General features: G+C 56.9%; 22 protein-coding genes. 6 read left to right on the forward strand and 16 right to left on the reverse strand.

Going from position 1 to position 26,223, the window contains the following annotated elements; all coding sequences use genetic code 11:
* Positions 1 to 394: 394 nt before the first annotated feature.
* The 3 genes from dctP (at position 395) to ACR0DX_RS04170 (ending at position 3,508) form a co-directional block, all read left to right on the forward strand.
* Positions 395 to 1,411, forward strand: a complete 1,017-nt coding sequence (gene dctP, locus ACR0DX_RS04160) for a TRAP transporter substrate-binding protein DctP (RefSeq protein ID WP_170352915.1) — start codon at positions 395 to 397, stop codon at positions 1,409 to 1,411.
* Positions 1,412 to 1,474: 63 nt separating this feature from the next.
* Positions 1,475 to 2,104, forward strand: coding sequence for a TRAP transporter small permease (locus tag ACR0DX_RS04165; protein ID WP_170352917.1), 630 nt, complete (start codon positions 1,475 to 1,477; stop codon positions 2,102 to 2,104).
* Positions 2,105 to 3,508 (forward strand): TRAP transporter large permease, encoded by a 1,404-nt coding sequence (locus ACR0DX_RS04170; protein ID WP_170352918.1) that lies wholly within the window; start codon positions 2,105 to 2,107, stop codon positions 3,506 to 3,508.
* A gap of 132 nt (positions 3,509 to 3,640) precedes the next feature.
* On the opposite strand, the gene ACR0DX_RS04175 is transcribed toward ACR0DX_RS04170, so the two are convergent.
* Both ACR0DX_RS04175 and rocF read right to left on the reverse strand, forming a co-directional pair.
* The gene (locus tag ACR0DX_RS04175) at positions 3,641 to 4,684 is read right to left on the reverse strand and encodes an ornithine cyclodeaminase (protein WP_170352920.1); all 1,044 of its coding nucleotides are present in this window, start codon (positions 4,682 to 4,684) and stop codon (positions 3,641 to 3,643) included.
* Positions 4,684 to 5,604 carry an arginase gene (rocF, locus tag ACR0DX_RS04180; RefSeq protein ID WP_170724170.1) on the reverse strand — a complete coding sequence of 307 codons (921 nt, stop codon included), beginning with the start codon at positions 5,602 to 5,604 and terminating at the stop codon, positions 4,684 to 4,686. Before rocF ends, ACR0DX_RS04175 begins: the two co-directional genes overlap by 1 nt.
* An 86-nt stretch (positions 5,605 to 5,690) precedes the next feature.
* Between rocF and ACR0DX_RS04185 the strand changes: the two genes are divergently transcribed.
* Positions 5,691 to 6,119: an Lrp/AsnC family transcriptional regulator gene (locus ACR0DX_RS04185; RefSeq protein ID WP_170353151.1), complete on the forward strand. Its 429-nt coding sequence runs from the start codon at positions 5,691 to 5,693 to the stop codon at positions 6,117 to 6,119.
* Positions 6,120 to 6,205: 86 nt separating this feature from the next.
* A complete protein-coding gene (gene mprF / locus ACR0DX_RS04190) occupies positions 6,206 to 8,815 on the forward strand; it encodes a bifunctional lysylphosphatidylglycerol flippase/synthetase MprF (protein ID WP_170352924.1) in 2,610 nt (869 codons plus the stop codon).
* 3 nt (positions 8,816 to 8,818) lie between these two features.
* Here mprF and ACR0DX_RS04195 read toward each other — a convergent pair whose 3' ends face one another.
* The 6 genes from ACR0DX_RS04195 to ACR0DX_RS04220 form a co-directional block, all read right to left on the reverse strand.
* The gene (locus ACR0DX_RS04195) at positions 8,819 to 10,381 is read right to left on the reverse strand and encodes an efflux transporter outer membrane subunit (protein WP_170352926.1); all 1,563 of its coding nucleotides are present in this window, start codon (positions 10,379 to 10,381) and stop codon (positions 8,819 to 8,821) included.
* 11 nt (positions 10,382 to 10,392) lie between these two features.
* Positions 10,393 to 11,538 (reverse strand): HlyD family secretion protein, encoded by a 1,146-nt coding sequence (locus ACR0DX_RS04200; RefSeq protein WP_170352928.1) that lies wholly within the window; start codon positions 11,536 to 11,538, stop codon positions 10,393 to 10,395.
* 21 nt (positions 11,539 to 11,559) lie between these two features.
* Positions 11,560 to 11,922 carry a DUF3302 domain-containing protein gene (locus ACR0DX_RS04205; protein WP_170352930.1) on the reverse strand — a complete coding sequence of 121 codons (363 nt, stop codon included), beginning with the start codon at positions 11,920 to 11,922 and terminating at the stop codon, positions 11,560 to 11,562.
* A gap of 34 nt (positions 11,923 to 11,956) precedes the next feature.
* Positions 11,957 to 12,526: a disulfide bond formation protein B gene (locus ACR0DX_RS04210; RefSeq protein WP_170352933.1), complete on the reverse strand. Its 570-nt coding sequence runs from the start codon at positions 12,524 to 12,526 to the stop codon at positions 11,957 to 11,959.
* Between the two features lie 9 nt (positions 12,527 to 12,535).
* Complete coding sequence (locus ACR0DX_RS04215; RefSeq protein ID WP_170352935.1) at positions 12,536 to 12,691, reverse strand: DUF5993 family protein; 156 nt, start codon at positions 12,689 to 12,691, stop codon at positions 12,536 to 12,538.
* 104 nt (positions 12,692 to 12,795) lie between these two features.
* Complete coding sequence (locus ACR0DX_RS04220) at positions 12,796 to 13,557, reverse strand: DeoR/GlpR family DNA-binding transcription regulator (protein WP_170352937.1); 762 nt, start codon at positions 13,555 to 13,557, stop codon at positions 12,796 to 12,798.
* A 202-nt stretch (positions 13,558 to 13,759) separates the two neighbouring features.
* On the opposite strand from ACR0DX_RS04220, the gene glpD reads away from it, so the two are divergent.
* On the forward strand, positions 13,760 to 15,328 hold the full coding sequence (gene glpD, locus ACR0DX_RS04225) for a glycerol-3-phosphate dehydrogenase (RefSeq protein ID WP_170352939.1): 1,569 nt from the start codon (positions 13,760 to 13,762) through the stop codon (positions 15,326 to 15,328).
* 35 nt (positions 15,329 to 15,363) lie between these two features.
* Here the strand turns inward: glpD and ACR0DX_RS04230 are convergent, their stop codons facing one another.
* The 8 genes from ACR0DX_RS04230 to ACR0DX_RS04265 all read right to left on the reverse strand — a co-directional run bounded on the left by ACR0DX_RS04230 (position 15,364) and on the right by ACR0DX_RS04265 (position 26,189).
* The gene (locus ACR0DX_RS04230) at positions 15,364 to 18,501 is read right to left on the reverse strand and encodes an efflux RND transporter permease subunit (RefSeq protein ID WP_170352941.1); all 3,138 of its coding nucleotides are present in this window, start codon (positions 18,499 to 18,501) and stop codon (positions 15,364 to 15,366) included.
* Between the two features lie 3 nt (positions 18,502 to 18,504).
* Entirely contained in the window at positions 18,505 to 19,683 is a 1,179-nt protein-coding gene (locus ACR0DX_RS04235) for an efflux RND transporter periplasmic adaptor subunit (protein WP_170352942.1), read from the reverse strand.
* Positions 19,684 to 19,934: 251 nt separating this feature from the next.
* Positions 19,935 to 21,653 (reverse strand): methionine--tRNA ligase, encoded by a 1,719-nt coding sequence (metG, locus tag ACR0DX_RS04240; RefSeq protein ID WP_170352944.1) that lies wholly within the window; start codon positions 21,651 to 21,653, stop codon positions 19,935 to 19,937.
* A gap of 106 nt (positions 21,654 to 21,759) precedes the next feature.
* On the reverse strand, positions 21,760 to 22,995 hold the full coding sequence (locus tag ACR0DX_RS04245) for an MFS transporter (protein WP_170352946.1): 1,236 nt from the start codon (positions 22,993 to 22,995) through the stop codon (positions 21,760 to 21,762).
* Positions 22,996 to 23,065: 70 nt separating this feature from the next.
* A complete protein-coding gene (locus ACR0DX_RS04250; protein WP_170352949.1) occupies positions 23,066 to 23,662 on the reverse strand; it encodes a YceI family protein in 597 nt (198 codons plus the stop codon).
* Positions 23,659 to 24,873 carry an MFS transporter gene (locus ACR0DX_RS04255; protein WP_480845269.1) on the reverse strand — a complete coding sequence of 405 codons (1,215 nt, stop codon included), beginning with the start codon at positions 24,871 to 24,873 and terminating at the stop codon, positions 23,659 to 23,661. The genes ACR0DX_RS04250 and ACR0DX_RS04255 overlap by 4 nt, the downstream gene beginning before the upstream one ends.
* A 65-nt stretch (positions 24,874 to 24,938) precedes the next feature.
* Positions 24,939 to 25,559, reverse strand: coding sequence for a hypothetical protein (locus ACR0DX_RS04260; protein WP_170352953.1), 621 nt, complete (start codon positions 25,557 to 25,559; stop codon positions 24,939 to 24,941).
* A 48-nt stretch (positions 25,560 to 25,607) separates the two neighbouring features.
* A complete protein-coding gene (locus tag ACR0DX_RS04265) occupies positions 25,608 to 26,189 on the reverse strand; it encodes a retropepsin-like aspartic protease family protein (protein WP_170352955.1) in 582 nt (193 codons plus the stop codon).
* Positions 26,190 to 26,223: the final 34 nt, after the last annotated feature.

Below are 26,223 nucleotides of genomic sequence, written 5' to 3' on the forward strand. Positions count from 1 at the left end.
GGCCGAATTTTGCCTGCTAAACTGACAATGTCGACCCGCTTCCTCCCCATACCGAATAATACGGAGAACAGAAAACAAGGGAATAAATTACCGGAAACTATGGATTAGTTTGTAAAAAAATTTCTCTAAATGCCGTTGAGGTGAAAACATTTTTGGATAAAGGTGGTAATTATCTATTAATATCAATATGATAATTGTAACGGATTTCGATCCTCGTGTTTGCGTTGGTTGGGCCCAAAAATGGCATCGGAAATTCATCTTTAGCGTGTTAGCGGTCACTTGATCTGATGATCTTGGTTCCGTGAAATCTTCCGGGGGTTGGCACACTCAGATGTTGGCGCTAGCTTTGGCATCAAGCGCTTCGACAAGGGGCGCAGATAAGGGAGAGATCATAATGAAAAAGATGCTGAGCGGTGCCGCTGTCGCCGCCCTGACCGTTGCGTTCGTATCCGAGGCCGCGGCAACCGAATGGAGCGCCTCGGTCTGGGGTAAACGCCGCGCCTTTACCGAGCACGTTGAAAAGCTGGCCGAGCTGGTCAGTGAAAAAACCGGCGGTGAATTCACTATCAATGTAAGCTACGGGGGCTTGTCCAAGCCGCGAGAGAATCTGGACGGCATTGAAATCGGCGCGTTCGAGATGGCGCAGTTCTGCGCGGGCTATCACCGGGACAAAAACCGCGCCATCACTGTGCTCGAACTCCCATTTCTGGGTGTAAGTAACCTTGAAGAAGAGGTTGCTGTTAGCCACGCGGTTTACGATCACCCGGCGGTGAAAGATGAGATGGCACAGTGGAATGCGCGCATCATCATGACCTCACCCATGCCACAGTACAATCTTGTCGGCACAGGTGACCCGCGCGACGAGCTGGCCGATTTTGATGGTATGCGTGTGCGCGCCACCGGCGGTCTGGGGCAGGCGTTCGAAGCGGTTGGGGGTGTCCCGACCTCGGTTCCTGCGACTGAGGCGTTCAATGCGATGGAATCGGGTGTTGTGGATACTGTGGCTTTCGCCCAGCATGCGCATCTGTCCTTCGGCACCATCAACGAGGCGGATTGGTGGACCGCGAACCTCAATCCCGGCACGGTGAACTGCCCGGTCGTGGTGAATATCGACGCTTATGAAGCGCTGCCTGCCGAGCACCGCGAGGCGCTGAATAGCTCGATTGATGAGGCGATTGACCATTACCTCGCCAACTATGGCGGCCTGCTGGAGCAATGGGACAGCGTCCTGTCCGAAAAAGGCGTCGCGAAAGTTGAAATCGACGATGCCGTAATCGAGGAGTTCCGCACAAAAGCCGCGGATCCGATCCGCGAGCAGTGGATTGCGGATATGTCAGCACAGGGTCTGCCTGCGCAAGACCTCTATGATCTGGTTCAGGCAACGTTGAAGCAACAGCGCGGCGGTAACTGATCACTAAGTCCGGGTGCCTGTTCGGCGCCCGGACACTTATAAAGACAACAGGGGAACACCGGCATGGCAGGACAGGCCACGGTGCTTGAAGACGGCAGCCGTCTCAGCCGTCTGGATCATCACCTATTGCGATTGGAGAAGCTCCTAGCGCTCATCAGCGGGATTGCTGTCTTTGGGCTGATGGTTCTGGCGGTGGTATCCGTCAGTGGGCGCAATGCGTTTAACGCGCCTTTGCCGGGCTATGTGGATTGGATCGAACAAGCCATGCCGCTGATCGCGTTCCTTGGCATTTCCTTTGTCCAACGGGATGGCGGTCACATCCGAATGGATATCGTCATCTCACGCCTGCACGGGCGTGCGCTGTGGCTGTTCGAGCTGATCTCGGTCGTGTTGATCCTTGTGCTTATGCTGGCGCTGGTCTGGGGCAGCTGGTCCCATTTCGACCGCTCATTCGATTTCGGCGCACCGTTGTGGAGCCGCGACAGCTCAATCGACATCGGTATCCCGCTTTGGCCTGCGAAACTGTTGGCTCCGGTTGCGTTTTCGGTCCTGTGTCTGCGGCTGATCCTACAAATCTGGGGCTATGGTCGCGCTTTTGTATTGGGGCTGGAAAACCCCGTAGCTGTACCCCTGATACAGGATGTCGCCGCCCAGGCGGCTGCCGAGGCCGAGCAATTCGAAGGGCAGGACTAGATGGACACGATTGATATCGGCCTGTGGGTCACAGGCGGCCTTCTGGTTCTGGTCGTCACTGGAATGCGCGTGGCCTTTGCAGCAGGTTTGGCAGGTCTGGTTGGGTTGGTTTGGATTTTCTGGGCCAAGTTCGGCTATGACCCCGACCGCTTTGGCAAAGCACTGACCGTGGCGGTCAAAACGGCAGGGCAGGTGCCGCATTCCAAGGTTGCAGCCCATACGCTCAGCCTGATTCCGACCTTTATCCTGATCGGATATCTGGCCTATTACGCAGGCCTGACCCGCGCGCTGTTCGAGGCTGCCAAGCGCTGGGTCGCGTGGGTGCCGGGCGGGTTGGCCGTGTCCACCGTCTTTGCCACGGCTGGCTTTGCGGCAGTGTCGGGCGCTTCGGTCGCCACTTCTGCCGTGTTTGCGCGCATCGCCATCCCCGAGATGCTAAAGGTCGGCTACAACAAGCAATTCGCGGCAGGCGTCGTCGCTGCTGGCGGAACGCTGGCCTCGCTGATCCCGCCCTCTGCGATTCTGGTAATCTACGCGATCATCGTCGAACAGGATGTGGGGAAACTGCTGTTGGCGGGTTTCATTCCGGGCGCATTCTCGGCAGTCATATACGGCCTGTTGATTGTGGGTATCGCGGTTGTTTTCAAATCTGTCGGTCCGCCCGTAACCGGGTTCACCTGGAAACAGCGCTTTGCCGCTTTGCCCGGCGCGTTCCCCATCGTCGCCGTGATCCTCATCATCATCTGCTTCGTCTACAACCCATTTGGCGAAAAGGCTTGGGGCACCCCCACCGAAGGCGGCGCTATCGGAGCCTTCATCGTCTTCTGTTTTGCCCTGTTTCACGGAATGCGTTGGACCGAACTGAAATCCGCGCTGCTGGAAACAGCCAAACTGACGGCGATGATCTTCTCGATCATCTGGGGGGTTCTGATCTACGTACGGTTCCTCGGTTTCGCCGATCTGCCCGGCGCATTCTCGGATTGGATCACATCGCTTGAGATGTCGCCCATGCTGATCCTGATCTGCATCCTGTTGGCCTATGCGGTTCTGGGAATGTTCATGGACGCCATAGGGATGCTTCTGTTGACCTTGCCGGTGGTTTACCCTGCGGTGATGGCCTTGAACGGGGGCGAGACAGTCAGTGCGGCTGACAGCGCTTTTGGTATGTCTGGTCCAATGTGCGCGATCTGGTTCGGGATACTGGTTGTAAAAATGGCAGAGTTCTGTCTGATTACACCGCCCATTGGTCTCAACTGTTTTGTTGTCGCCGGAGTACGTCCAGATTTAAGCGTTCAGGATGTATTCAAGGGCGTGACACCGTTTTTTATCGCGGACGCAGTCACTATCGCGCTTCTGGTCGCGTTTCCCGGTATCGTGCTCTACTTACCATCGTTGGCGGGATAGAGAGCTCTTTGCGAGGCTCTGCCTCGCGCTTCGGGATATTTGCTGCCAGATGAAAATAGGATACCTAGCTTCATCTGGCCAAAAATATCTCGGGGGCGTCGCCCGCAGGGCGGCGGGGGCAGCGCCCCCGGTTTAGCCGGCACGCATCAACATGCCGAACAGATCTCTGGGGTCGTCCGGGTCCGCCAACATGTCCAACGGTTCATAGAAATTCGTGCCTTCGATGGCAGTTTTGATAAACCGTAGCGCCGAGAAATCCTCGATTGCGAAGCCGACACTGTCAAACAGGGTAATCTGCCGGTCGTCTTTACGGCCTGTGGCTTGACCGGTCATAACCTGCCACATCTCTGTCACGGGATGATCCGAGGCCAAGGCCTGAATTTCTCCTTCTATCCTTGTCTGCTCAGGATACTCGACAAAAATCTCCGAGCGGAGAAGGATATCCCGGTGGAGTTCGGTTTTTCCGGGGCAATCTCCTCCGATTGCGTTTATGTGAACGCCGGGCCCAACCATGTTATCTGTAAGTATGGTTGCGTATTTCTTGTCTGCTGTGCAGGTCGTAATAATCTGCGCGCCTTCGATGGCATCCTCGGGCGTTTTGCAGAGAACAACAGTCAGTCCTGAATTCTTGAGGTTCGCGGCGCATTTTTCGGTGGCGTTGGCGTCAGTGTCGTACAGGCGAACGGTGTTGATGTTGCACATCGCCTTGAAGGCGAGGCATTGAAACTCGGATTGCGCACCGTTTCCAATCATGGCCATCGTTGTGGCGGATTTGGGGGCAAGGTAGCGACCCACAAGGGCCGACGTGGCCGCTGTTCGCAAGGCTGTCAGCAATGTCATTTCCGTCAGCAGGGTAGGGTACCCGGTGTAGACATCTGCCAGCAGTCCAAATGCTGTGACAGTCTGAAGGCCTTCAGATGTGTTTTTGGGATGGCCGTTGACGTATTTGAACCCATAAGCCTCGCCGTCAGAGGTGGGCATCAACTCAATAACCCCATGCGGAGAATGGGCGGGAATGCGCGGGGTCTTGTCGAAGCTTTCCCACCTTTTGAAATCAGCTTCGATCTGCGCCGCGATCTGAGTGATCATGTGTTCCACGCCGATGTGGTGCACCAGTCGCATCATGTTGTCGACAGATACAAATGGAACGAGGGCTTTATCGGACGGTTGGGTCATCAGAAACTCCGGGTCGGTCGGTCGAAGATGCGCCGCCCCAGAAGGGACGCGGCCAGATCGACCATCAATTTTGCAGTGCGGCCGCGCTCATCAAGAAACGGGTTGAGCTCGACCAGATCAAGCGAACAGACAAGGCCGCTTTCGTGCAGCAGCTCCATGACCAGATGCGCTTCGCGTTCGGTCGCTCCACCGGGTACGGTCGTTCCAACAGCCGGCGCGATGGAGGGGTCCAGAAAGTCGACGTCTAGTGACACGTGCAGCATCCCGTTTGCGGCGCGAACGCGTTCGAGAAAGGCCATAAGTGGTGCTTTGATGCCGTGTTCGTCGATGCTGCGCATGTCTGCCAACATGACGTGATCTTTTTCCAGCTGGGCCCGTTCGGCAGGGTCGACCGAGCGCAGCCCAATCATGCCAACTCGGTCCGTCGGGACTGTCGCAGTGATCGGTGGGAAAGCCTCAAAACCCGATTGGCCGGTGAAATAGGCAACAGGTGTTCCGTGCAGGTTGCCACTGTCGGTACTCTGCGGTGTGTGAAAATCGCTATGTGCGTCAAGCCACAGTACAAACAGGGGGCGGCCAAGCTTCTGTGCGTGTTCGGCCATACCAGAAACGGTCCCCATCGACAGGGCGTGATCTCCGCCCATGAATATCGGCATGCCCTTTTGCGCCGCCGCCTGAGCGGCCCGGTTCAATGCACGGGTCCAACCGATACATTCAGGCAGCGCGAATAGGTGCGAGTGTTCAGCCACATCCAATTGGTCGGGGACGACGTCGCCAATATCCTGAACAGCATGCCCAAGACTGTTGAGAGCGGTCTGCAACCCTGCGACCCGATAGGCGTCGGGGCCCATCCGACAGCCCTGTCGGCGTTTACCCGAATCCATGGGGCTGCCAACCAGTATGATATTTGTGTTTTTCATGTGCTTATTTACGCAGTCATAGTGGGTTGCGAAAAGTCATCAAAATGCTCAAAAAGAACTTTGATATCTCGAAATGGGAAGTTGATATGGACGAACTGGACAATCGGTTGTTAAGCGCACTGCATCGCGATGCGCGCGCATCCCTGTCTGAACTTGCTGAAACGCTTAGCGTAACACGCACGACTGTTCGCAGTCGATTGCAGCGGCTCAAGCAATCGGGCGAGATCGTGGGTTTCACAGTCCTGACCCGACAGGATGTGGCCCAAAGTCCGGTTCGCGGGTTAATGATGCTTGAGATCGAGGGCCGCGGCACCGAACGTACGATGGCTCGTATATCAGCCATGCCCGAAGTGCGCGCCGTTCATTCAACCAACGGTAGCTGGGACCTCATAGCCGAGATCAGCACAGATACCTTGGCCGAGTTGGACGAAGTCCTGTTTCAAATCCGCCGGATGGAGGGGATCACCCGATCGGAAACCAATCTGCTTTTGTCCACACGTAAGGGCCGGATGTAAGAGCCGTAGTGCTTTGAGGTTCAACGAATTTGTGTAAAACTGCTACAGCACGCAAGCAACCAAAACCTCAAGAGCAGAGAACAAATATGACCGATCAGGATACCGGCCACGACCTCTGGGCTGTTCGTTTGGCTGAACGTGTGGCCGGGTTTCTGGAACGTCCCTGGATTAAAATCCTGGTCCCCGTTCTGGTTATGCTGGTGGCTTTGACTGTCCTGCACGAGTTGTCTTCGCACGTAAAATGGTCCGATGTGCAGTCGGATGTGGCTAACACTTCTTGGAAGTTGATGTTTTTTGCGCTGTGCTGGACGATGGTAAGCTTCCTGTCGCTGTCGCTCTATGACGTGTTCGCTGTGCAAAGCGTAGCGGATGGCGAAGTGCCATTGCCAGTAGCGGGAATGGCCGGGGCTTGCGGATATGCTGTGTCGAACTGCCTCGGGTTCTCTTATATTACAGGGACCGCGATCCGGTATCGGATCTATGCATCTTTGGGTCTGGATCTGAGCAGGGTTGCGGGGGTCATCGCGACCTCGTGGATCGCCTTCTGGTCAGGCATGGTGCTTCTTCTGGGCATCCTTCTGACGCTGCATCCCGATGGGATATCCAAGGTTATTCCGATAAGTGACACAACCGAGACGGTGATCGGCCTGTGTATGCTTGCCGCATTGCTGGGTCTGTTCCTGTGGCTTGCCAATGGTGGGCGACGTCTGGCCTATGGGGGCGTGGGCTTCAACTTGCCAAACGGCAAGTTAGCCAGTCTTCTGACGCTTGCTGCACTGGGGGATTTGTTTGGCGCGTCGATGGTGCTTTATACGTTGATGCCCAGTGATCTGGGCGTCGGGTTTCCCTATTTCTTCACTATATTCATTGCGGCAATCGCGGTCGGGATTGTCAGCCACGCTCCCGGCGGTATCGGCGCGTTTGAGGCCACCATGATCGCAGGTTTGGGGGCCTCGGGTCGTTCGGATGTGATCGCCGCATTGCTGCTGTACCGTCTGGTTTACACGTTTCTGCCCTTCGTGATAGCCAGCCTCTCGATTGCGGTCGCCTCGGCCCTGAGCCACCGGCACCACATCACAGGTGCCGCCACGTGGGTGTATCGCGTTATCCGACCCATCGTTCCAATGGTCGCAGCCGGCGTTGCTGCGGTTGCAGGTGTCATTTTGCTGGTGTCGGGTGCTCTGCCAGCCAGCAGTGAAAACCTTGGGGTTTTGCGGGATGTTCTGCCGCTGTCATTTGTTGAGGCATCGCATCTGGTCGGTAGCGCGGTGGGCGTATTGCTTTTGCTGGTGTCGCGCGGCCTGTTTCGTAAGCTGTACCGCGCGTGGGTGGTTGCGATGTTGCTTATGGTGGCCGGCTTTGGGGCCTCGATTGCGAAAGGGTTGGATACGCATGAAGCGATCAGCATGTTGGCCACGATTGGGGTGCTGGCCATGTTCCGCGATGCCTTTTATCGGGTAAGCGGCGCGTCGATTTTTCGTTTGAATATTCCGTGGCTGGTCAGCGTCATGGCCCTGTTGGCCGTGATTTTCTGGATCGGTCTGTTTGCCTATTCCCATGTCGAATATCAGAATGCCCTATGGTGGGAATTCGCATGGAATGGCGACGCCTCGCGGTTTTTGCGCTCTAGTCTAGTGGTAGCATTAATCCTTGGGATCGTGGCCGTGACTTCTCTGTTCGGACGCGAAATTCCTGTGCCGGAACGCACCGAGATCCCTCCGGTGGTTGAACGGTTGGTGATGGAGAGCGAGGATACCGAGGCGCAGATTTCCCTGACCGGGGATAAGCAATTCCTGATCGCCCCCGATGACAGCGCGTTTCTGGCCTATGCCGATACCGGCAACGCACTGATCACCAAGGGCGAACCAGTGGGTGATGAAAAAGCCGGGCAGCAACTGATCTGGCAGTTGCGCGAGATGGCGGATCGCGAAGGTAAGTTGTGCGCGTTCTACAGCGTCTCGACGAAATACCTGCCGACCTTTCTGGATCTTGGCCTGTCGATCCTGAAAATCGGTGAGGTCGCCCGCGTGCCACTCAAGGATTTCTCGCTGGATGGTAAATCGCGCAAACGGTTCCGGCAGGCGAAAAACCGAGCTGAGCGTGAGGGCTATGTCTTTGAGATCATTCGCAAGGAAGACCTTGCGCCGATTCTGCCAGAGCTGCGGAAAATCTCGGATGACTGGCTGGCCCAGAAGGCCGGAGAGGAGAAGGGGTTCGCGCTTGGCGGGTTCGATGACGACTATCTGTCCTATTTCGACCACGCCGTGCTGCGTGAAAGCGAAGGCGGGCGGATCGTGGCCTTCGCCAACCTGTTTCAGGGCGGCCATAAATCGGAGCTGTCACTGGACCTGATGCGATATGAACCTGACAGCGCCAGCTTCGTCATGGACGCGCTATTTGCCGAGATGATGGCATGGGGTGCCGAGCAGGGGTTCCAGTGGTTCTCATTGGGCGCTGCACCGTTTTCAGGGATCGAGAACCGGCAACTGGCGTCATTCTGGAATCGCGTCGGTGGGTTTGTTTACGAACATGGCGAGCAATTCTATCACTTCGAAGGGTTGCGCAGTTTCAAACAGAAATTTGACCCGGAATGGAGCCCGAATTATCTGGCCAGCCCCGGTGGGCTGGCGGCTCCCCGCATCTTGTACGAAGTGAACATCCTGATCTCGGGCGGGCTGCGAGGGCTAACGAAATAGCCCTTAGTTCAGGCTGGCGCGTGTGGGGTCTTGTTCCAGCAGGTCGCCCCAATCGGTGCGATAGGCCATTTCAGCTAGTACCGTTTCAGGCAGGAATTCCTGAGTTTGCCGGATCTGCCAGCCGCCGCCCAGACCTTTGTAAACAGCGACCAGATTGCTGGACACCTGCTGGCGTGCCTCGATCAGATTGGCTTGCGAATTCAGCAATGCCGTCTGCGTGTTCAGGATGCGGGAATAATCCACGATGCCGTCCCGGTATTGGTCGACCGCAATCTCGGCCGCGCGGCGCGAGGCGGCGACGCTGTTTTCATAAAACCTTACCTGCTTGCGCGATTGGGTATAAGCGACCATGGCGCTTTCAACCTCGGAATAGGCGGTCAGGACGGTGTTCTGATAATTCGCGATCAACGCTTGATAGGCGGCGTCCTGCGCGCGGACATTATTCTTGATCCGCCCATAGTTTAGCACGTTCCACACCACGCCCGCATTGGCCAGACCGGTTGAACTGGCTGATGTGAACAGGTCACGCCCACCGGACGCCTGCACGCCGATCGAGCCTGACAGGATAAATTGCGGATACAGGTCTGCGATCGCGATCCCAACCTGCGCCGATTGTGTGGCTGCGGCCAGTTCCGCTGCGCGCACATCGGGACGGCGGCGTAGCAGTTCGGCCGGAACACCCACAGCGACGTTTGACCGGGCCGAGGGGATACGCCCGGAATTGCCCAACAGACTGGTCATACGCGACGGTGTCGTGCCCAGCAGAACCGCCAGCGCATTCTTGGTCTGTTGCAGATCGCTTTCCAGCGCGGGCACCAGCGCTTTGGTGTTGTTCAAAAGGGCCGTGGATTCCTGGACGTCCAATTCGGTCGTGACGCCATTGTTGAAGCGCAATTGGGTCAGGTCGGCCGATTCCTGTTGAAGCTGGATATTGTCCCGTGCGACCGCCAACGACTCCTGCAGGGCGCGAATATTGACATAGAGCGCGGCCACATCGCCCGTCAGCGTCACCAGCGCGTCATCGTAATTGGCCACCTGCAACGCAAGATTGGACCGCGCCGCCTGCACGCCGCGCCGTTGCTGGCCCCAAACGTCCAGTTCCCACTGTGCGTCAAACCCGGCTTGTGATGTCGAAAACTCGGTGTCCAGCGGGATGATCTCGCGAATATCGGCAATTGGGCCGAGGTTTTCGCTGACCTGACGCCGCTCGATCGAGGCGCCGATGGCTTGTGATTGCGGGTACAACTCGCCAAATGCGATGCCCAACTGCGCTCGGGCTTGCAACACGCGAGCCCCAGCTACCTGCAAGTCGAGGTTTTGGGCATAGGCCTCGTTGATCAGCCTATTGAGAGTGGGGTCATTGAATGTCTCCCACCATTTGACCACGGGCGCGCTGCGCGAGGTCAATCCGCTGGCGCCGACACTTGGGCTGTTGACTTCGATCCATTCCTTCACGACCGGAGAGTTCGGGCGCACAAAATCCGGCCCCACCGGTGCGCATCCGACCAAAAGGGCGGCGCATAGCGCGGTGCCCATCATCTGGCGGGTCAGGCGGGTTCGTTTCATGCGCTATGTCCTCAGATATCCAGCGGGCGGATGAAGTTCGCAAATGAGTATAGGCGAATGTTGATGCGCCGCAGGAACTCAAAGCTTTTGCCCTGACCGGTATAGATCGCGACCGCCGCGTGGCCGCCTGCGGGGAAGGTGTGACCATCAGGAATATCGACCGAGATTTGCACCGCAATGCGGCCCGGCAGCTTGGGCAGCTCAAAGCCGGGCAGGCGGCCCGAAGGTAGGTATTGCCCCTGACGAGTGGCCCACCAGATCGCCTCGACCTTGCCGGTGAGGATTTCACCGGGATAAAGGTCCAGTGCCACCTCAACATCTTGCCCCGGTTCAACGAATTTCAGGTTCTGTTGGCGGTAAGTGGCCAAGATATAAGGATTATCCATGGTGACGAAACTGGCAATAGCGCCCAGCCGGATTTCCCCCACAACCATGCCGGGACGTGCCTGTTGCGAGACGATCATGCCGTCTTCAGGAGCGTAAATCGTCGTGTTGTCCAGGAAATACTGCGCTTTATCCAGCTGCGCTTGCGCTTGCAGAATGCCTGTGTTGACCCCGTTAATTTGGGAATCCAGCGCCAGTTGGGCTTTTTCCAGATTGGCCTCGGCCTCTTTGATCTGGGCCTGATCCTCGGTCACCTGTTCATTCCAGCGGTCCAGCTCATCCTGCCGTGCGCCACCTGCGGGCACCAGGTTTTCATAGCGGGTCTGTTGCGTCAGTGCATAAGCCAGCTGCGCGTTTGCGCGCTCGACATTTTCGGCGGCGACGATCACGTCCTGTTCCAAAATTTTCGCGTTTTGCTGGGCAGCGACCAACTGCGCTTTGGCTTCATCTACCTCAAGCGAAAAGACAGTATCGTCAAAGCGATAGAGTGGATCGCCTTTTTTGACCTGCGTATTCGGCTCGACCAGTACCTCGGTCAGGATGGTCGGTTGCGTCAGGCGAGGGACGATCTGAATGGTCGAGCGGATCACATGGCTGTCGATGGAAAACGGCTGAAAGAACCGCAGGGCCACAAGAAAGATCAACAGCAGATGCGCCCCTACCCAGAACGAGACGATGCCCCAGGCGATATTGAATCTGAGCCATTGCAGTTTGAAAAAGATCAGCCAAACAAAAATGAGGTAAAAAAGCGTAATGCCCAAGGCGACAAACATAGTGTGAGATTTCCTTTGGCCTTAGCTTCTCTGACTGTCTTCAGGATCCAGCGGGTCGCGATATTCTTCGGTCAGAGTTCCGCCTAACCGTTTGATTTCCTTGCGCACCGCATCGCGTTCGTCGTCGGGCATACGGCGGATATCGACAGTGGTGCCATCGTGGAAGGCCCAGATAAACGCGTGAACCCAAGGCACGATGGCCAGAAACCCCATCCACCCCATGATCTTAACGGCCTCGGCATGGGGGTGGTTGCGCTTGATTGCAATGCGCCCTGGCAGTCCCATGATGAACAAAAACAGTGCCATCACTGCAGCCAGCAGCAAAATGAGGGCGACAAATGTCAGGTAGTCATAGTAGCCTAGCGGCTGCCCCAATAATCCCATGCTCGTGCCTCCTTATGGGAAGGTTGACCCATCCTCATTTGTTAGCATCCACTTCGTCAATCAATTTATAGCTTGTCGGAGGGTCAGCGCAGATACCGGGACCACATTCCAGCAGGGCCGACACTGTGTTTAGAGCTCCGAGGCCCAATAGGGTAAAGAACGCGACTTTTGCCAGTATATTGCCGCCAAATCGGGGTTGCTCATTTGAAACGTCGGTGTATTGGCGCGAAAACAACAGCATAATGGCGGTTCCCAGCAGGATCAGCAAGAAGCAGATCGCGGCCCAGGTGTAGTAGTGATAGCCGAGAACGGGCGACCCGTAATGGCCGGTTCCTGGTACGATGTGCAGAAAGATCTGTCGGATCGAAACACTGATCCCAAACAGCGCCGAGATCAGCATTAGCGCATAGTGTTGCGGTTGCGCGCCGTATATCAGGTTTAGCGCCAATCCGACCCCGACCGCCATGAAACCCACGCGCTGCAACAGGCATAAAGGGCAAGGCAGTTCGTACAAGGCTAACTGATAAACGAAAGCCAGCAACAGTATCATGCTAACCGCTAGGGCCCCAATCGCATTTAGGCTGCGAGACAGTTCGGGTGTCACTGCCGTCTCCTAAAGCTGAATGGTCAGTTGACTGGTCGCGTGATAACGGAACCAGTAGACGCTCAGCGCCAGGGTTACGAAAAAAACCGCGTTGGCAGCCTTTTTCATCCGATAGTAGATCAGCCCTATAGCTGTTGTAAGCAGCGCGAATAGTAGTGCGATCATGTCTCGCACCCCTCTAATCATAAGAATTGCAATATGTTTAAATATTGTCAGCTTAGCTCGCGTCTGGCAAGAACTTGAGGGTCAAAGTTCGCCTAAAATGGAGGTCAGGTGCAGATTTCCAATCGCGTGCCCCAGTCAGCGCATTTCTGGACCAAGCTGCGTTGTAGCTGAGCATCGGTATAGAAGACATCCACATCAGACAGGGATGCGATGCGCGCTGGTGCTGAGCGCTGGAATTTCGAACTGTCTGCCGCAAGCATGACATGCCGCGCCTGTGCTATGATCGTTTGACTGACATGGACCTCTTGAAAGTCGAAATCCAGCAAGTCGCCCTCGGCGTCAAGCGCAGAGCAACTGATCACAGCGTAGTCAAATTTGAATTGCTCGATCGTCGAGGTCGTAAGGTTGCCAATCAGCCCTCCGTCCGACCGGCGCAGCACGCCACCTGCAACCACGATCTGACAGTGTGGGTTTTCGACAAGTATGTTGGCCACGTTCATGTTGTTCGTCACCACCATGAGGTCTTTGTGAGACAAAAGTTGGCGCGCGACCGCCTCGGTCGAGGTTCCGATGTTCATGAACACCGATGCACCGTCTGGAATGTCGCGCGCGCAGGACTGCGCGATCCGGGTCTTGATCTCGGCATTTAGGGCGCGTCGATCCTCGTAGCCGATGTTTGACACGCCGGACCGCAACACGGCGCCACCGTGAACGCGGTCCAATTTCCCCATGTCCGCTAGATCGGACAGGTCACGTCGGATGGTCTGAACAGTGACCTCAAAACGCGCGGCAAGGTCTTCAACCGCGACACGGCCATCTTGCTTGGCGATTTCCAGAATATCGGATTGTCGAAACGAAAGGGACACGTGATCCTCCGGTTGGAATGCTTTTTCGGTTTTCTTCTCTTTTTGAAAAATATCAACCTTTGAAACAGGTGAATGTGCAATTTGTCCAGAAATGCGACAAATAGGAGCGAGCCAAAACGAACATAAACGAAAAATATCGTTGACGACCCAAGGTCACACCGGGTTAATGGCGGCAGATTTTCAACATCGGGACTCACCGGGTATGACAGTGCAAACAGACGATGTGGCCGACCTTTTCATTATCGGCGGAGGGATCAATGGTTGTGGCATTGCCCGCGACGCGGCCGGGCGCGGATTGTCGGTTACTTTGGCCGAGATGAACGATCTGGCCTCGGCCACCTCGTCGGCCTCGACCAAGCTGTTTCATGGTGGTTTGCGATATTTGGAGTACTTCGAATTCCGCCTTGTGCGTGAGGCGCTGATTGAACGCGAAACACTGCTGCGTGCGATGCCGCATATCAGTTGGCCGATGCGTTTCGTCCTGCCGTATCACGAGGACATGCGGTTCGACTCGGATACGCCGACTTCGAGGCTGTTAAGCACCGTAATGCCATGGATGCGGGGGCGTCGTCCGGCCTGGCTGATCCGGCTGGGCTTGTTCATGTATGATCACCTTGGAGGGCGCAAGATTTTGCCCGGTACCTCCTCTTTGGATCTGCGATCTGCGCCTGAAGGTGCCCCGCTGAAAAACAAGTTTGAAACGGCCTATGAATACTCGGACTGCTGGATCGAAGACTCCAGGCTAGTTGTATTGAACGCCCGCGACGCCGAAGCCCGAGGTGCAAATATCATGGTGCGGACCGAGGTTCTTTCGGCCGAAAGTGTTGCGGACCTCTGGCACGTCACGATCCGCAATAAGGGAACCGATGAAACCCGCGTCGTCCGCGCGAAGATGTTGATCAATGCGGGCGGGCCGTGGGTCGGGGACATCATACAGACCAAGATACGTGTGAACTCTCGGGAGGGGGTTCGTTTGGTCCGAGGCAGTCATATCGTAACGCGCAGGCTGTTTGACCACGATAAGTGTTACTTTTTTCAGGGCGAAGATGGCCGCATCATCTTTGCCATACCGTATGAGAGGGATTTTACCCTGATTGGAACCACTGATCAGGACCACCCCAATCCATCAGAGCCGCCAGTCTGCACCGAGGTCGAGCAAGAATACCTCTGCGCCTTTGCGACGAAGTATTTCGAGCAGCCGATCACGCGTGACGACATCGTCTGGACCTATTCCGGCGTGCGACCTTTGTATGACGATGGGGCCAGCAGCGCCACTGCTGCGACCCGTGATTATACGCTTAAGGTCGATGCGACAGGTGGTGCCCCGGTTTTGAACGTGTTCGGGGGAAAAATCACCACCTATCGACGGCTGGCTGAAAGCGCGATGGAGAAGGTGGCAGAGCATTTCTCTGATCTGCCGGGGCCATGGACGGCTGGTGTGTCCCTGCCAGGAGGTGACTTTCCCGTTGATGGTGTGCAGGATGTGATAGCAGGTTTGGAAGCTGATTATGCCTTTCTAGACAGGGCATGGGCAGAACGCTTGGTTCGCGCGTATGGCACTGAGGCTCGTACAATTCTGGGTGACGCGCAAATCACCGAGGATTTGGGAGAAGATTTTGGCGCGAATCTGACCTCGAAAGAGCTGGAGTGGCTGGTCGAGAAGGAATACGCGCGCAGCGCCGAAGACATCGTCTGGCGGCGTAATAAACTGGGCCTAAGACTGACGCAGGATCAGATAGCCCATATCCAAGACTGGATCGAAAATCGCTAGAAAAAAGCCCCGCTCAAATGGCGGGGCTTTTGGGTTCAGGCGGTTTCCTCAGCGGGGCCAGGATCATCCTTGGTGCCCTTTAACCATTCTCGCAAGCCTTGCAGCAGGGCGTAGAGAACTGGAACAAGGATCACGCCGATCAGGGTAGCGGCCAGCATTCCGCCGAACACAGCCACACCGATCGCTTTCTGGCTTGCTGCACCTGCTCCGTTAGCGGCCAAGAGCGGAACGACCCCCAAAAGGAACGACAGCGCTGTCATCATCACCGCGCGGAAACGCTGATGCGCAGCTTCGGCGGCGGCTTCTTTGACTGATAGTCCTTTGGCGCGCTGTTCCATCGCGAATTCCACGATGAGGATGCCGTTCTTAGACGCCAGCCCCACAAGCATGATCATCCCGATCTGCGTATATAGGTTGATGTCGCTGCCAACGATAGCTACGGCAGCAACCGCTCCGAAAAGCGCGACAATCACAGACAGCAGAATGGAAACTGGAAGCGACCAGCTTTCGTATTGTCCGACAAGGAACAGGTATCCGAACAAGATCGCCAGTCCAAGGATCACGATCACCAGACCGCCCGAGGCCAGCTGCTGCTGGGCCGTGCCGGTCCATTCAAACGCGTATCCGGGGGGCAGGGCGCTCGCAGATTCTTCGGTCATGACAGAGATGGCGTCGCCGGTCGATAGCCCCTCGGCGGGGACAGCCGTGACCGTGGCCGATCGGAACAGGTTGTGACGTTTCAGCAAAACCGGGCCCAGTACGTTTTCAACGTCGATCAGAGTGCCCAGAGGAACCATTTCACCCTTTTGCGATCGCACATACAGGTTCGAGATATCGTCGACATTGTCCCGATACGTCCCGTCCGCCTGGATCATCACACGATACACCCGTCCGAACAGGTTGAAGTCATTGACGTAGTAGGATCCCAATTGCGCTTGCATGGTCTGGAACACTTCGGCGACTGACACTTGCAGTGTCTTGGCCTTTTCGCGGTCCAGATCGACGAACAGCTGCGGCACGTTTGCCCGGAAGGTCGTGTAAGCTTGCCCAATCTCGGGGCGCTGGTTCGCGGCATAGACGAAAGAGCCAACGGCCGAGGCGAGGTCCTGTGGGGTACCCCCACCGGTTTGCTGAACCTCCATCTCGACCCCGGCCGAGTTGCCAAGGCCCTGAATGGGGGGGGGGTTAAAGGCCACGATGGATGCAGCGGTTTCGCCATATGCAATGGCCAGCACCTTCTCCAGAATGGCATTTGCGCTCAGGTCGTCTTCCTGACGCTCGTCCCAGTTGTCGAGGTTCACAAAGATCGCGGCACCGTTGGTCGACGTCCCGTTCAGGATCGAGAAGCCGTTAATCAGAACCGTGTTGGCCACACCCGGAATTTCTCGGATTTGGTCATCCACGCGCTTGGTGACAACTTCGGTACGTTCCAGAGTTGCCGCATCGGGCAATTGCACATCGACGAACAAGTAGCCGTTATCTTCAAGCGGCAGGAACCCGCTGGAGGTTTTGGACATGATTGTCCCGGTCCCCATCGCCAAAGCTACGATGATCCCCAGCGCAACGATCGGCAAGATCAGCAACCGGCGAACGATGGCGACATAGCCTGATCGCACCGAACCGATGAACCGCTCGAACACAGCCAGCAACCCTGTCGGTGGACCAGATCGTGCGCGCAGCACAAGACCACAAAGCGCGGGCGACAGCGTCAATGCGTTGATCGATGAGATCACAACCGCGGTCGAGATCGTCACGGCGAACTGCGAGTATAGCCGCCCCGAGATGCCGGGCATGAAGGTCACGGGGACGAAAACCGCCAAAAGAACCAGCGTTGTCGCGATGACGGGACCGGTGATCTGGCCCATAGCCTTGCGGGTCGCCTCGGCCGGAGGCAGGCCTTCTTCTGCGATGATACGCTCGACGTTTTCGACCACCACAATGGCGTCATCGACCACGATCCCGATGGCCAAAACCAAGGCGAACAGCGAAATCGTGTTCAGGGACATTCCAAATAGCAGTAAGAAGGCAAAGGTCCCGATCAAAGACACGGGGATTGCGACCGCTGGAATGATGGTTGCTCGCCAACTGCCAAGAAAGACAAACACCACCGAGATCACCAAAATGAATGTCAGGATCAGGGTGGAGACCACATCGTTCAGCGATTGTTCAACAAAGTCGGTGGTATTGAACGGCACAGCATATTCTACATCTGTCGGGAATGACCGAGACAGCCGGTCAAGTTCAGCCTGCACCCGTTCCGAAACAGCCAGCGCATTTGCGCCCGGCGCCTGATAGATGCCGATGACCGTCGCAGGTACGCTTTGGAAATAGCCCGAAGCGGCGTAGTACTGTGCGCCAAGCTCGACCCGGGCGATGTCTTTGACACGCACGATGGCGCCTGCATCTCCGGTGCGAATAACAATCTCACCGAACTCGTTGGCGGATGTCAGGCGTCCCTTGGTTTTGATGGTATATTGAAACGTTTGCCCTTCAGGCACCGGAGGTGCGCCGATTGAGCCTGCCGAAACCTCGACGTTTTGTTCACGAATGGCGCTGATCACGTCGCCGGGTGTGATGGACAGGCCGGCCATTTTGTCAGGGTCCATCCAGATCCGCATCGCGTATTCCAGATTGGTCAGAACATCCGCCTTACCGACCCCCTGAACCCGCGCCAGCGCGTCTTTGAGATTGATTGAGGCATAGTTGGAGAGGAAAACACTGTCATATGTCCCGTTTGGCGACGTTAGCGTCACCAACAGCAGCATATTGGTGGATGCTTTTTGGGTCACGACACCGGACGCGGTCACTTCTGTCGGCAACGACGACATCGCTTGCGCCACGCGGTTCTGCACGTTGACAGATGCGATATCGGGGTCGGTGCCGACCTCGAATGTGACATTCAACGAGTAGGAGCCGTTATCCGATGAAGTCGACGTCATATAGATCATGTCGTCCACACCATTGACCTGAGCCTCGATTGGCGCGGCGACGGTGTTTTCTACGGTTTCGGCATTGGCGCCGGTGTACGTGGTCGAAACGCTGACCACGGGCGGTGTGATGTCAGGAAATTGCGCAACCGGCAGAACCAGATAGCCGATACCGCCCATGATGGTCAGCACCAACGAAATAACAAGTGCCAGCTTGGGCCGGCTAATGAACAGGGCAGAGAACATTCTTTACTCTCCCGGCTGCTCAGAGGCGACTACAGCATCTACAGCCACGCCGGGACGCACCCGCTGCAGGCCCTCAACGATCACGCTTTCACCTTCACGCAGACCATCCTTTACAATGATCGCTGTCCCTTCGGTCGTGCCTGTGGTGATGTAGCGCTGTTCAACCATTTGCTGGTCATTCACCACCAGAACAAAGTCACCACGCTGGTCGCGTTGCAGCGCAGCTTGCGGAACCAGAACTTCCAGGGTGGGTTCGAGTGCTTCAATCTGTACGGACAAGAAAGCCCCATCCACGATCAGACGTTTATCATTCTGAAATTCGGCGCGCATCGTGATTGCGCCGGTGAGTGGGTCGATGCGGTTGTCAACGAACACGATCTGGCCGGTCTCGTCCAACTCTGATCCGTTGGGCAGGATCAACTTGACGACCGGACTTTTGTTGCTTTCCGCCAGAGTGGCTGCATTTTCGCCAACCGTTTCCAAAACCGAGGTGAACTGTTTTTCGTTCAGCGAGAAATTGACGTAAATCGGTGCCTCGCTGACGATATTCACCAATGGCGGGTTTGTGGGGCCAACGACGTCGCCGACACTGATGGCGACACGGCCGATACGGCCGGTGAAGGGGGCGTGTATCTGGGTATAGCTCAGATCCAGTTCAGCTTGCTGGATCGCTGCCTTTGCGGATTTGACTTCGGCCTCGGCGACCAGTTCATTGGCGCGCGCGATATCTCGCTCAGATTCTGGTGTGGCATCCCGTTCGTAGAGTTCCTGTTTACGAGTCAGTTCGACCTTGGCCAATTCCAAGTTCGCTTCAGCGCGGTCCAGATCGGCATTCCTGGCATCCAATGTCGCTTGGTAAAGGTCGGGTTCGATAGTGAACAGTAGATCGCCTTCGTTTACCAAAGCCCCGTCTTCGACGTTCTGGCTGTCCAGAAAACCACTGACGCGAGCAACAATATCGGCTTTGTCCAGCGCCTCGGCGCGGCCGATAAACGTCGCTTCTTCGGTTATTTCCTGAGTGTAGGCCGCAGCAATAGAAACCTTAGGCGGCGGGGCTTCGCTTTGGTCTTGCGCCGTGGCTGTTGATGCCACCCCGATCAAAGCCGCCGCGGTCGTGCGCCGCACGAAAGCCGGCGTCACGCTGGATAGGCAGAGTCTGGAAATCGTCTGTGAAAGGGGCATTGCAATCGCCTCACTGAAGTAAAACTGTACGCGCCTCGGCACTTGCAGGGCGGCCGAGTCGACTAAACTCTCTGTGAGGATGGCGGTTTTAAGTTGATTTCTCAAGCATGTTGAACGCTGCGACCCGGCTTTTGGTTGCGGAAATTATGCTGATGATCCTTATATTTACTCACTGATGCGCCGAATTGAAGCGACCCTAAACGAAAAAGGGGCCACCAAGGCCCCCTGTGTTCTTGTGATGTGGTGAACCGTCAGTCGCGGGTGCCAGCAAAACGAGTTTGCCAGTCTTCGCGCTGTTCATCCGTAATCTTGGCGAAAAGAACATCTGGAACAGCAAATTCATGACCAGCGGACAGGGCGTTCAACGCGGCTGCGATGTCTTCTGGCCAATCGGTGTCCAGCGTGTTCATCGCGCTCAGCATCCGAGCCGAGGTGGTCGGGATGAACGGTGCGCTTAACACGGAGTACAGTCGGATCAGGTTCAGACCAAGGCGTACTTGTGCGGCAGCCTGTGCCGGGTCTTCCTTGAAGGTTGACCACGGTGCGGCGGATTGCAGGTATTCGTTGCCTGCGACCCAAATTGCACGCAGTTCTTGCGCTGATTTGCGGACCTCCATCGATTCCATAAAGCCTTCATAGGCGCGCACCCGGCGGGTAAGCTCTGCGATAAGCTCCTGTTCACGCTCACCAAAAACGCCACCCTCAGGCACGGCCTCACCGAATTTCGAACGGCAGAACTTGGTGATCCGGCTGACAAAGTTGCCCAGCACGTCGGCCAGGTCCTTGTTCACCGACTGCTGGAAATTTTCCCATGTGAACTCGCTGTCGCTGCTTTCGGGTGCATGGCTCAGCAGCCACCAGCGCCAGTAATCGGCGGGCAGGATCTCAAGCGCCTGATCCATGAATACGCCACGACCCTGAGAGGTCGAGAACTGGCCACCATCATAGTTCAGATAGTTGAAGGATTTCAGGTGATCGACCATCTTCCACGGCTCGCCTGATCCCAGAATGGTGGCCGGGAAGCTGAGCGTATGGAAGGGCACGTTATCTTTGCCCATGAACTGCACATAGCGCACGTTATCTGCGCCTTTGTCGGTGCGCCACCAGCGTTCCCACTCGGCATCCGGTTTTCCACAGGCATCGGCCCATTCCTTGGCACAGGCGATATATTCGATCGGCGCGTCGAACCAGACATAGAAGACTTTGCCTTCCATTCCCGGCCAGTCCTGATCGCCTTTCTTGACCGGAACGCCCCAGTCCAGATCGCGGGTGATACCACGATCCTGCAGGCCGTCTCCGTCATGCAACCATTTCTTCGCAATCGAGGTGGTCAGGATTGGCCAGTCAGCTTTGCTTTCGATCCACGCATCCAGCTGATCTTTCATCGCGGATTGACGCAGATACAGGTGCTTAGTCTCGCGGACTTCAAGATCAGTCGAGCCGCTGATCGCGCTGCGTGGCTCGATCAGGTCGGTGGGGTCCAACTGTTTGGTACAGTTCTCACACTGATCGCCGCGTGCGCGGTCATAGCCGCAATTGGGGCAGGTGCCCTCGATATAGCGGTCGGGCAGGAACCGGCCATCGGCGTTGGAATAGACCTGTTTTTCGCTGACCTCACGGATCAGCCCGGCCTCGTCCAGTTTGCCCGCGAAATGCTGGGTCAGGTGCTTGTTCTGATCGCTGGACGACCGGCCAAAGTGATCAAAGCTCAGTCCGAACCGGTTCGCGATATCGGCCTGAACGCCATGCATCTCGGCGCAGTATTCGGCCACAGGCTTACCCGCCTTGGCGGCCGCGAGTTCCGCCGGGGTGCCGTGTTCGTCGGTGGCGCACAGGAACATCACCTCATTTCCGCGGCCACGCTGATAGCGCGCGTACAGATCAGCCGGCAGCTGCGAGCCGATCAGGTTGCCGAGGTGCTTGATCCCGTTGATGTAGGGGATCGCCGAGGTGATGAGAATCCGAGCCATTTTGCGTGTCCACGTAACTGTCTGCGCGCCCGTCTACCTTATGTAACCGGGCAGCAAAAGCCCGGCTTTTGCGTGTGGTGTTATTTGTTAACTCAATTCGACCGGTTCAGCGGCTGTTTTTATCGGCCTCACGTGACCGTTTCAGCAGTCGCCCAATCGTGAAGGATGTTCGTGGAGCGTAGACATAGTTTGTTCGCTCATCCGGTGTCGGACGCGACCGCATTCGTGCCAGGCCAAATACGATCAGGAAGACATGACCCAAAGCAACAAAAGCAAACAACGCGCCGGGGCCGAACTGCTGAATCAGGTTAGACGATACATAGGGTGAGGCGATCGCACCCAGCGCAAACCAGAACATCAATGCGGCTGAAAGCTCGACCCGTTCTTCGGTTGTGGCAAAGTCGTTTGCGTGCGCAGACGAGACGGAAAAGATCGGGAAAGTCGTCAATCCAAAGATACCCGCAGCCAACATCACGCCTATTGTTCCCGCCCCACCGGCTGCCATTGTGATGCCGCAACTCAGGACCGCTGCTGCAGACAGCCAGATCAACACCCAGCGACGGTCATACTTGTCGGCCAACCAACCCACCGGGTATTGCGCCAGTGCCCCGCCCAGAACGAAGGACGCCAGAAAGAAAGCAATCTGGTCGACGCCAAGTCCGACCTCTTGTCCATAGACCGGTCCGACCATACGTAAGGATGCCGAACTGAGCGCCGCGACGATCACGCCCGCCACAGCCAGCGGTGAACTGCGCCATGCCAGTTTAGGACGCAGGCGAGGGGCGTCGGGCGTTTTGGGTTGGCTGGCCTTGGTCAAGGTCAGTGGCAACAGCGAGGCACAGCATAAAATGGCCAGCAAGTTGTATGAGACATAAGATGCGGGCGGCAGCACGGCGATGATCAACTGGGCACAGAGCGACGCGCCCAGATCGGCGATGCGGTAACTGCCCATGATACGGCCACGCGACTCGTTGGTGACCTTGGCGTTCAGCCAGGCCTCGATCACTGTATAGCACCCAGCGACACAGGTGCCTGACGCGATCCGTAGCACGGCCCAGACGTTCGGGTTTTCTGTCAGAGTATGCCCCAGCAACCCCATTGCGCCCAATGCCGTACAGACAGCAAAGGCGCGGGAATGTCCCACGCTGCCCATCAGACGAGGCGCCCACCAGCAACCCACAAAAAAGCCAATAAAATGCGCCGATCCGAGCATACCAATCTGCTCGGTTGAAAAGTCCAGCGTCAGTCCCGAGATGGCGTCAAGCGGCCCCACGCCGCCGGTCGACAACTGCAACAGAATAACCGAAAGAAACAGGGCGGCAAAAGAAATCATCGTGCGCATAACGACACCACCTTGGGACATCCGCAGCGAGATGCGCGCAGCTTATCGACCTTGACGCGTCGTTTTTTTGCTATTGTGAGCGTTGGATTTCCGCCCGGATGTCCAAGCCTACGGTGTCCTGTACCAGATCAGCATAGCCTGACGCTCCGAAATCGTGCCGGTTCAACTCTCCGGTCAGGCGGATGGAAAGATCGTCCAGATTGTCAGCGGCACTGCCCGGAGGTCGGAATAAATCAGCTTTCAACTCGATTGGGCGGGTGACGCCACGAACGGTCAAATCCCCGCTGATCTTGGCGCCTTGAGAGATGCGGCCGCTTTCGCCAAGTTGTACGCTCGTTGACACAAAATGGATGGTCGGAAACCCTTCGGCATCCAGGACGCTCTCGCTCAGCATTGGTTTGCGTGCGAATGGCAGCTTGGTGCGCGCTTTGGCGACGTTCAGGATCACGTCAACACGGCTGTTCAGCAGGTCGTTCAGGTCGATCCGAATGTCGGCGGACTCGATGGGCATGGTGCCGGATTGTGAGATGCCGGAAAGGTCAAAGGTGAAATCGACGGATGTTCCATCCGGCACCAATTGGTACGTGCGCGGCGCAGCTAGTACTGAACCCGCAAGGGTCAGTACAGCCAAGCCTGCCAGTACGGCGCGTCGTGTTACTTGGGTCATACCATGACCTCCTGCCTGCGGGGGCGCGAGCGCTTCAGCAACATCAGCAGGATTGCGATGTTCAGCCCGTTCCAGAGAATGCCGTTGATAAAGGCCAATTGATAATTTCCGGTTACGTCGTAAATCCAGCCCGACATCCAGCCGCCCAGAGCCATCCCCATGATGGTCATCATCATGACAAAGCCCACGCGCGCTCCGGCCTCTTGCGGAGGCATGTATTCGCGCACAACCAGCGCGTAGCTGGGTACGATCCCACCCTGTGCCAGCCCGAACATGAGGCTGATGATGTAAAGCGAAACCATCCCGTCATAGGGCAGGAACAGAAACAGGGCGATGCATTGCAGTACTGACCCGATCAGCAGGGTCATCAACCCGCCCAGCTTGTCGGCCACCATCCCGGAAATCACGCGGCTGACCACGCCGCCTAGCAACATCAGTGACAGCATCTCGGCCCCGACGGCGGGCCCATAGCCCAGCCCGACGCAATACGAGACGATATGGACCTGCGGCATCGACATCGCAACGCAACACCCGATCCCGGCCAGACCCAGAATGTATTGCAACGCGCGCGGCGAGATCCCGACGCTGTTTGCCTTGATGCTGGCGCTCGCGGCTGCGGTCTGATGCGCCTCGGCCGGAACCTGACGTCGGAGCAATAGGGACAGGGGGATGACAACCACCGGAGTTATTAGAGCCAGCGTCAGATAGACCTGCTGCCAGCCGTCGCGCGCCAGAATATCGGACAGAAGGGTGGGCCAGATCGCGCCCGACAAGTAGTTGCCGCTGGCCACCAGTGCCACGGCAATGCCGCGCCGCTTCATGAACCAGTGCGAGATATCGGCGATCAGCGGACCAAACCCGATCGAGGTGCCCAGCCCCACTAACAGATGTGCCAGCGACAGCATGACCATGTTCGGAGCAAGGGTTGCCAGCACATAGCTGACGGTGCTGAGCACGGCCGCTCCGATCAACGCTTTGGTCACACCCAGCCGATCGACCAGTTGCCCCAGCCACATGTTTCCCAGCGCAAAGCCGATCATGGTCATAACGTAAGGTAGCGAGGCTTCGGCCCGCCCCGCGTCGAACTGTGTCTCAATCGCGGGCATGACCACGATGACCGCCCACATGCCCACATTCGCCACCATCGCGATGGCAAGCGTGATTGTAAGGCGTAGCCAAGAATAGCGGCTGTCGTGGATTGCGTGGCTCATTCCCGGAACGCTAGGGCGCAGGGTAGGGGTTGGCTAGTCACTTCTTTCGTGATCACGCTGTGGTGTCACGCCGATACCTCGTCGGTTGCCGTTCTTTGCAGGTTCAATCCCGCGCGCGGTTTGGTCTGGGTGGCCTGCCATGTGACCGGGGGCAGGGCGCGGGCACGGCGGCGGGTTAGGGTCCAGCGGCGGGCCTCTTGAGTATGGTTCGCGGCCATGTGCCAGCGCGTCTCAACCCCCTGCGCGCCGCCATCACCCGGTGTCAGCAACAGCCCCAGCGGAGCCCGCCCCAGCGTGCCCCCCTGTTCGGCGGCCAGATGCATTCGGCGCACGGGCGTCAGGCTGGGCGCACCAGGCAGGTCACCGATGATCAGCGGGATCGCCCCGCTGCGCAGGGCCTCTTCCAGACACCATAAAATATCCTCGGCGCGGGTTGGGTGGACAAAGATGAAGCGGCCGGGATCGACAAAGGGCATCATGCCGTCAGGGTTCAACTGGCCCGGCTCCCACGCGGGGGAAATCCACAGCACGGGACCTTGCGTCTGGCCGGCCAGCCAGGTGGCGAAACTGCGTCGAGCAGGGCCACAGGCTTCGTGCACGCGGCCCAGTTGTAAGGTGATCTGAGGATGCAGTGCCAGGCCCGCTGCTGTGCGTTTGGCTTTACGATCAAGAAGATGTGCAGACATGCATTCAGGTTAGCATGTTCTTATTTTGTTCTCAACGGGGGATTGAAGTCAGCGAGACAGGATCATGCGCCCATCCGCAAACTGAATGTTCGAGAAAAGATGCAGATAGTCCATGCCCAGCAGCGACTGGAACAGCTCTCCTTCATTTACCCAGGCCGAGACATTGCGGTCTGTAACCGGGCCCAGCGTCAGCGTATCCAGACGCACCGGTGCCGTCCGGACCTCGCCATTCGCCGTTGCGGCGCGGCCGATATAGTTCAACTGATCAGTATCAATGCCCAGACGTTCGGCGTCGCGCTGGGCCAGCACAATCTGGCTGGCTCCTGTATCAACAAGAAAAGTGATCGACTGGCCGTTAACCTCGACCGGCAGATAGTAGTGACCATCATACGCACGGGGGACCTCGATCACCTCGCCGGTTACGGTCATCTGAGGCGAAGGACCAACAGTTGAGCGGATATCTTCCCATAGGCCGACCACGGCGATAACGCCAATGAAAATGAACACCCAGGCCATCGCCTGTTGCAAGGTTTTGTTCAGGGATTGCCGGTTTTGCGAAAAAAACCACGCCACAACAGCCGCGCCAAGCAGGCTCAAATATGCCAAACGTGCAAAGCTGTCGCCGTCCATACCATCATCCTATCCAATTCCATTGAAAGATATA

The organism is Ruegeria sp. D3 (genome assembly GCF_056534465.1).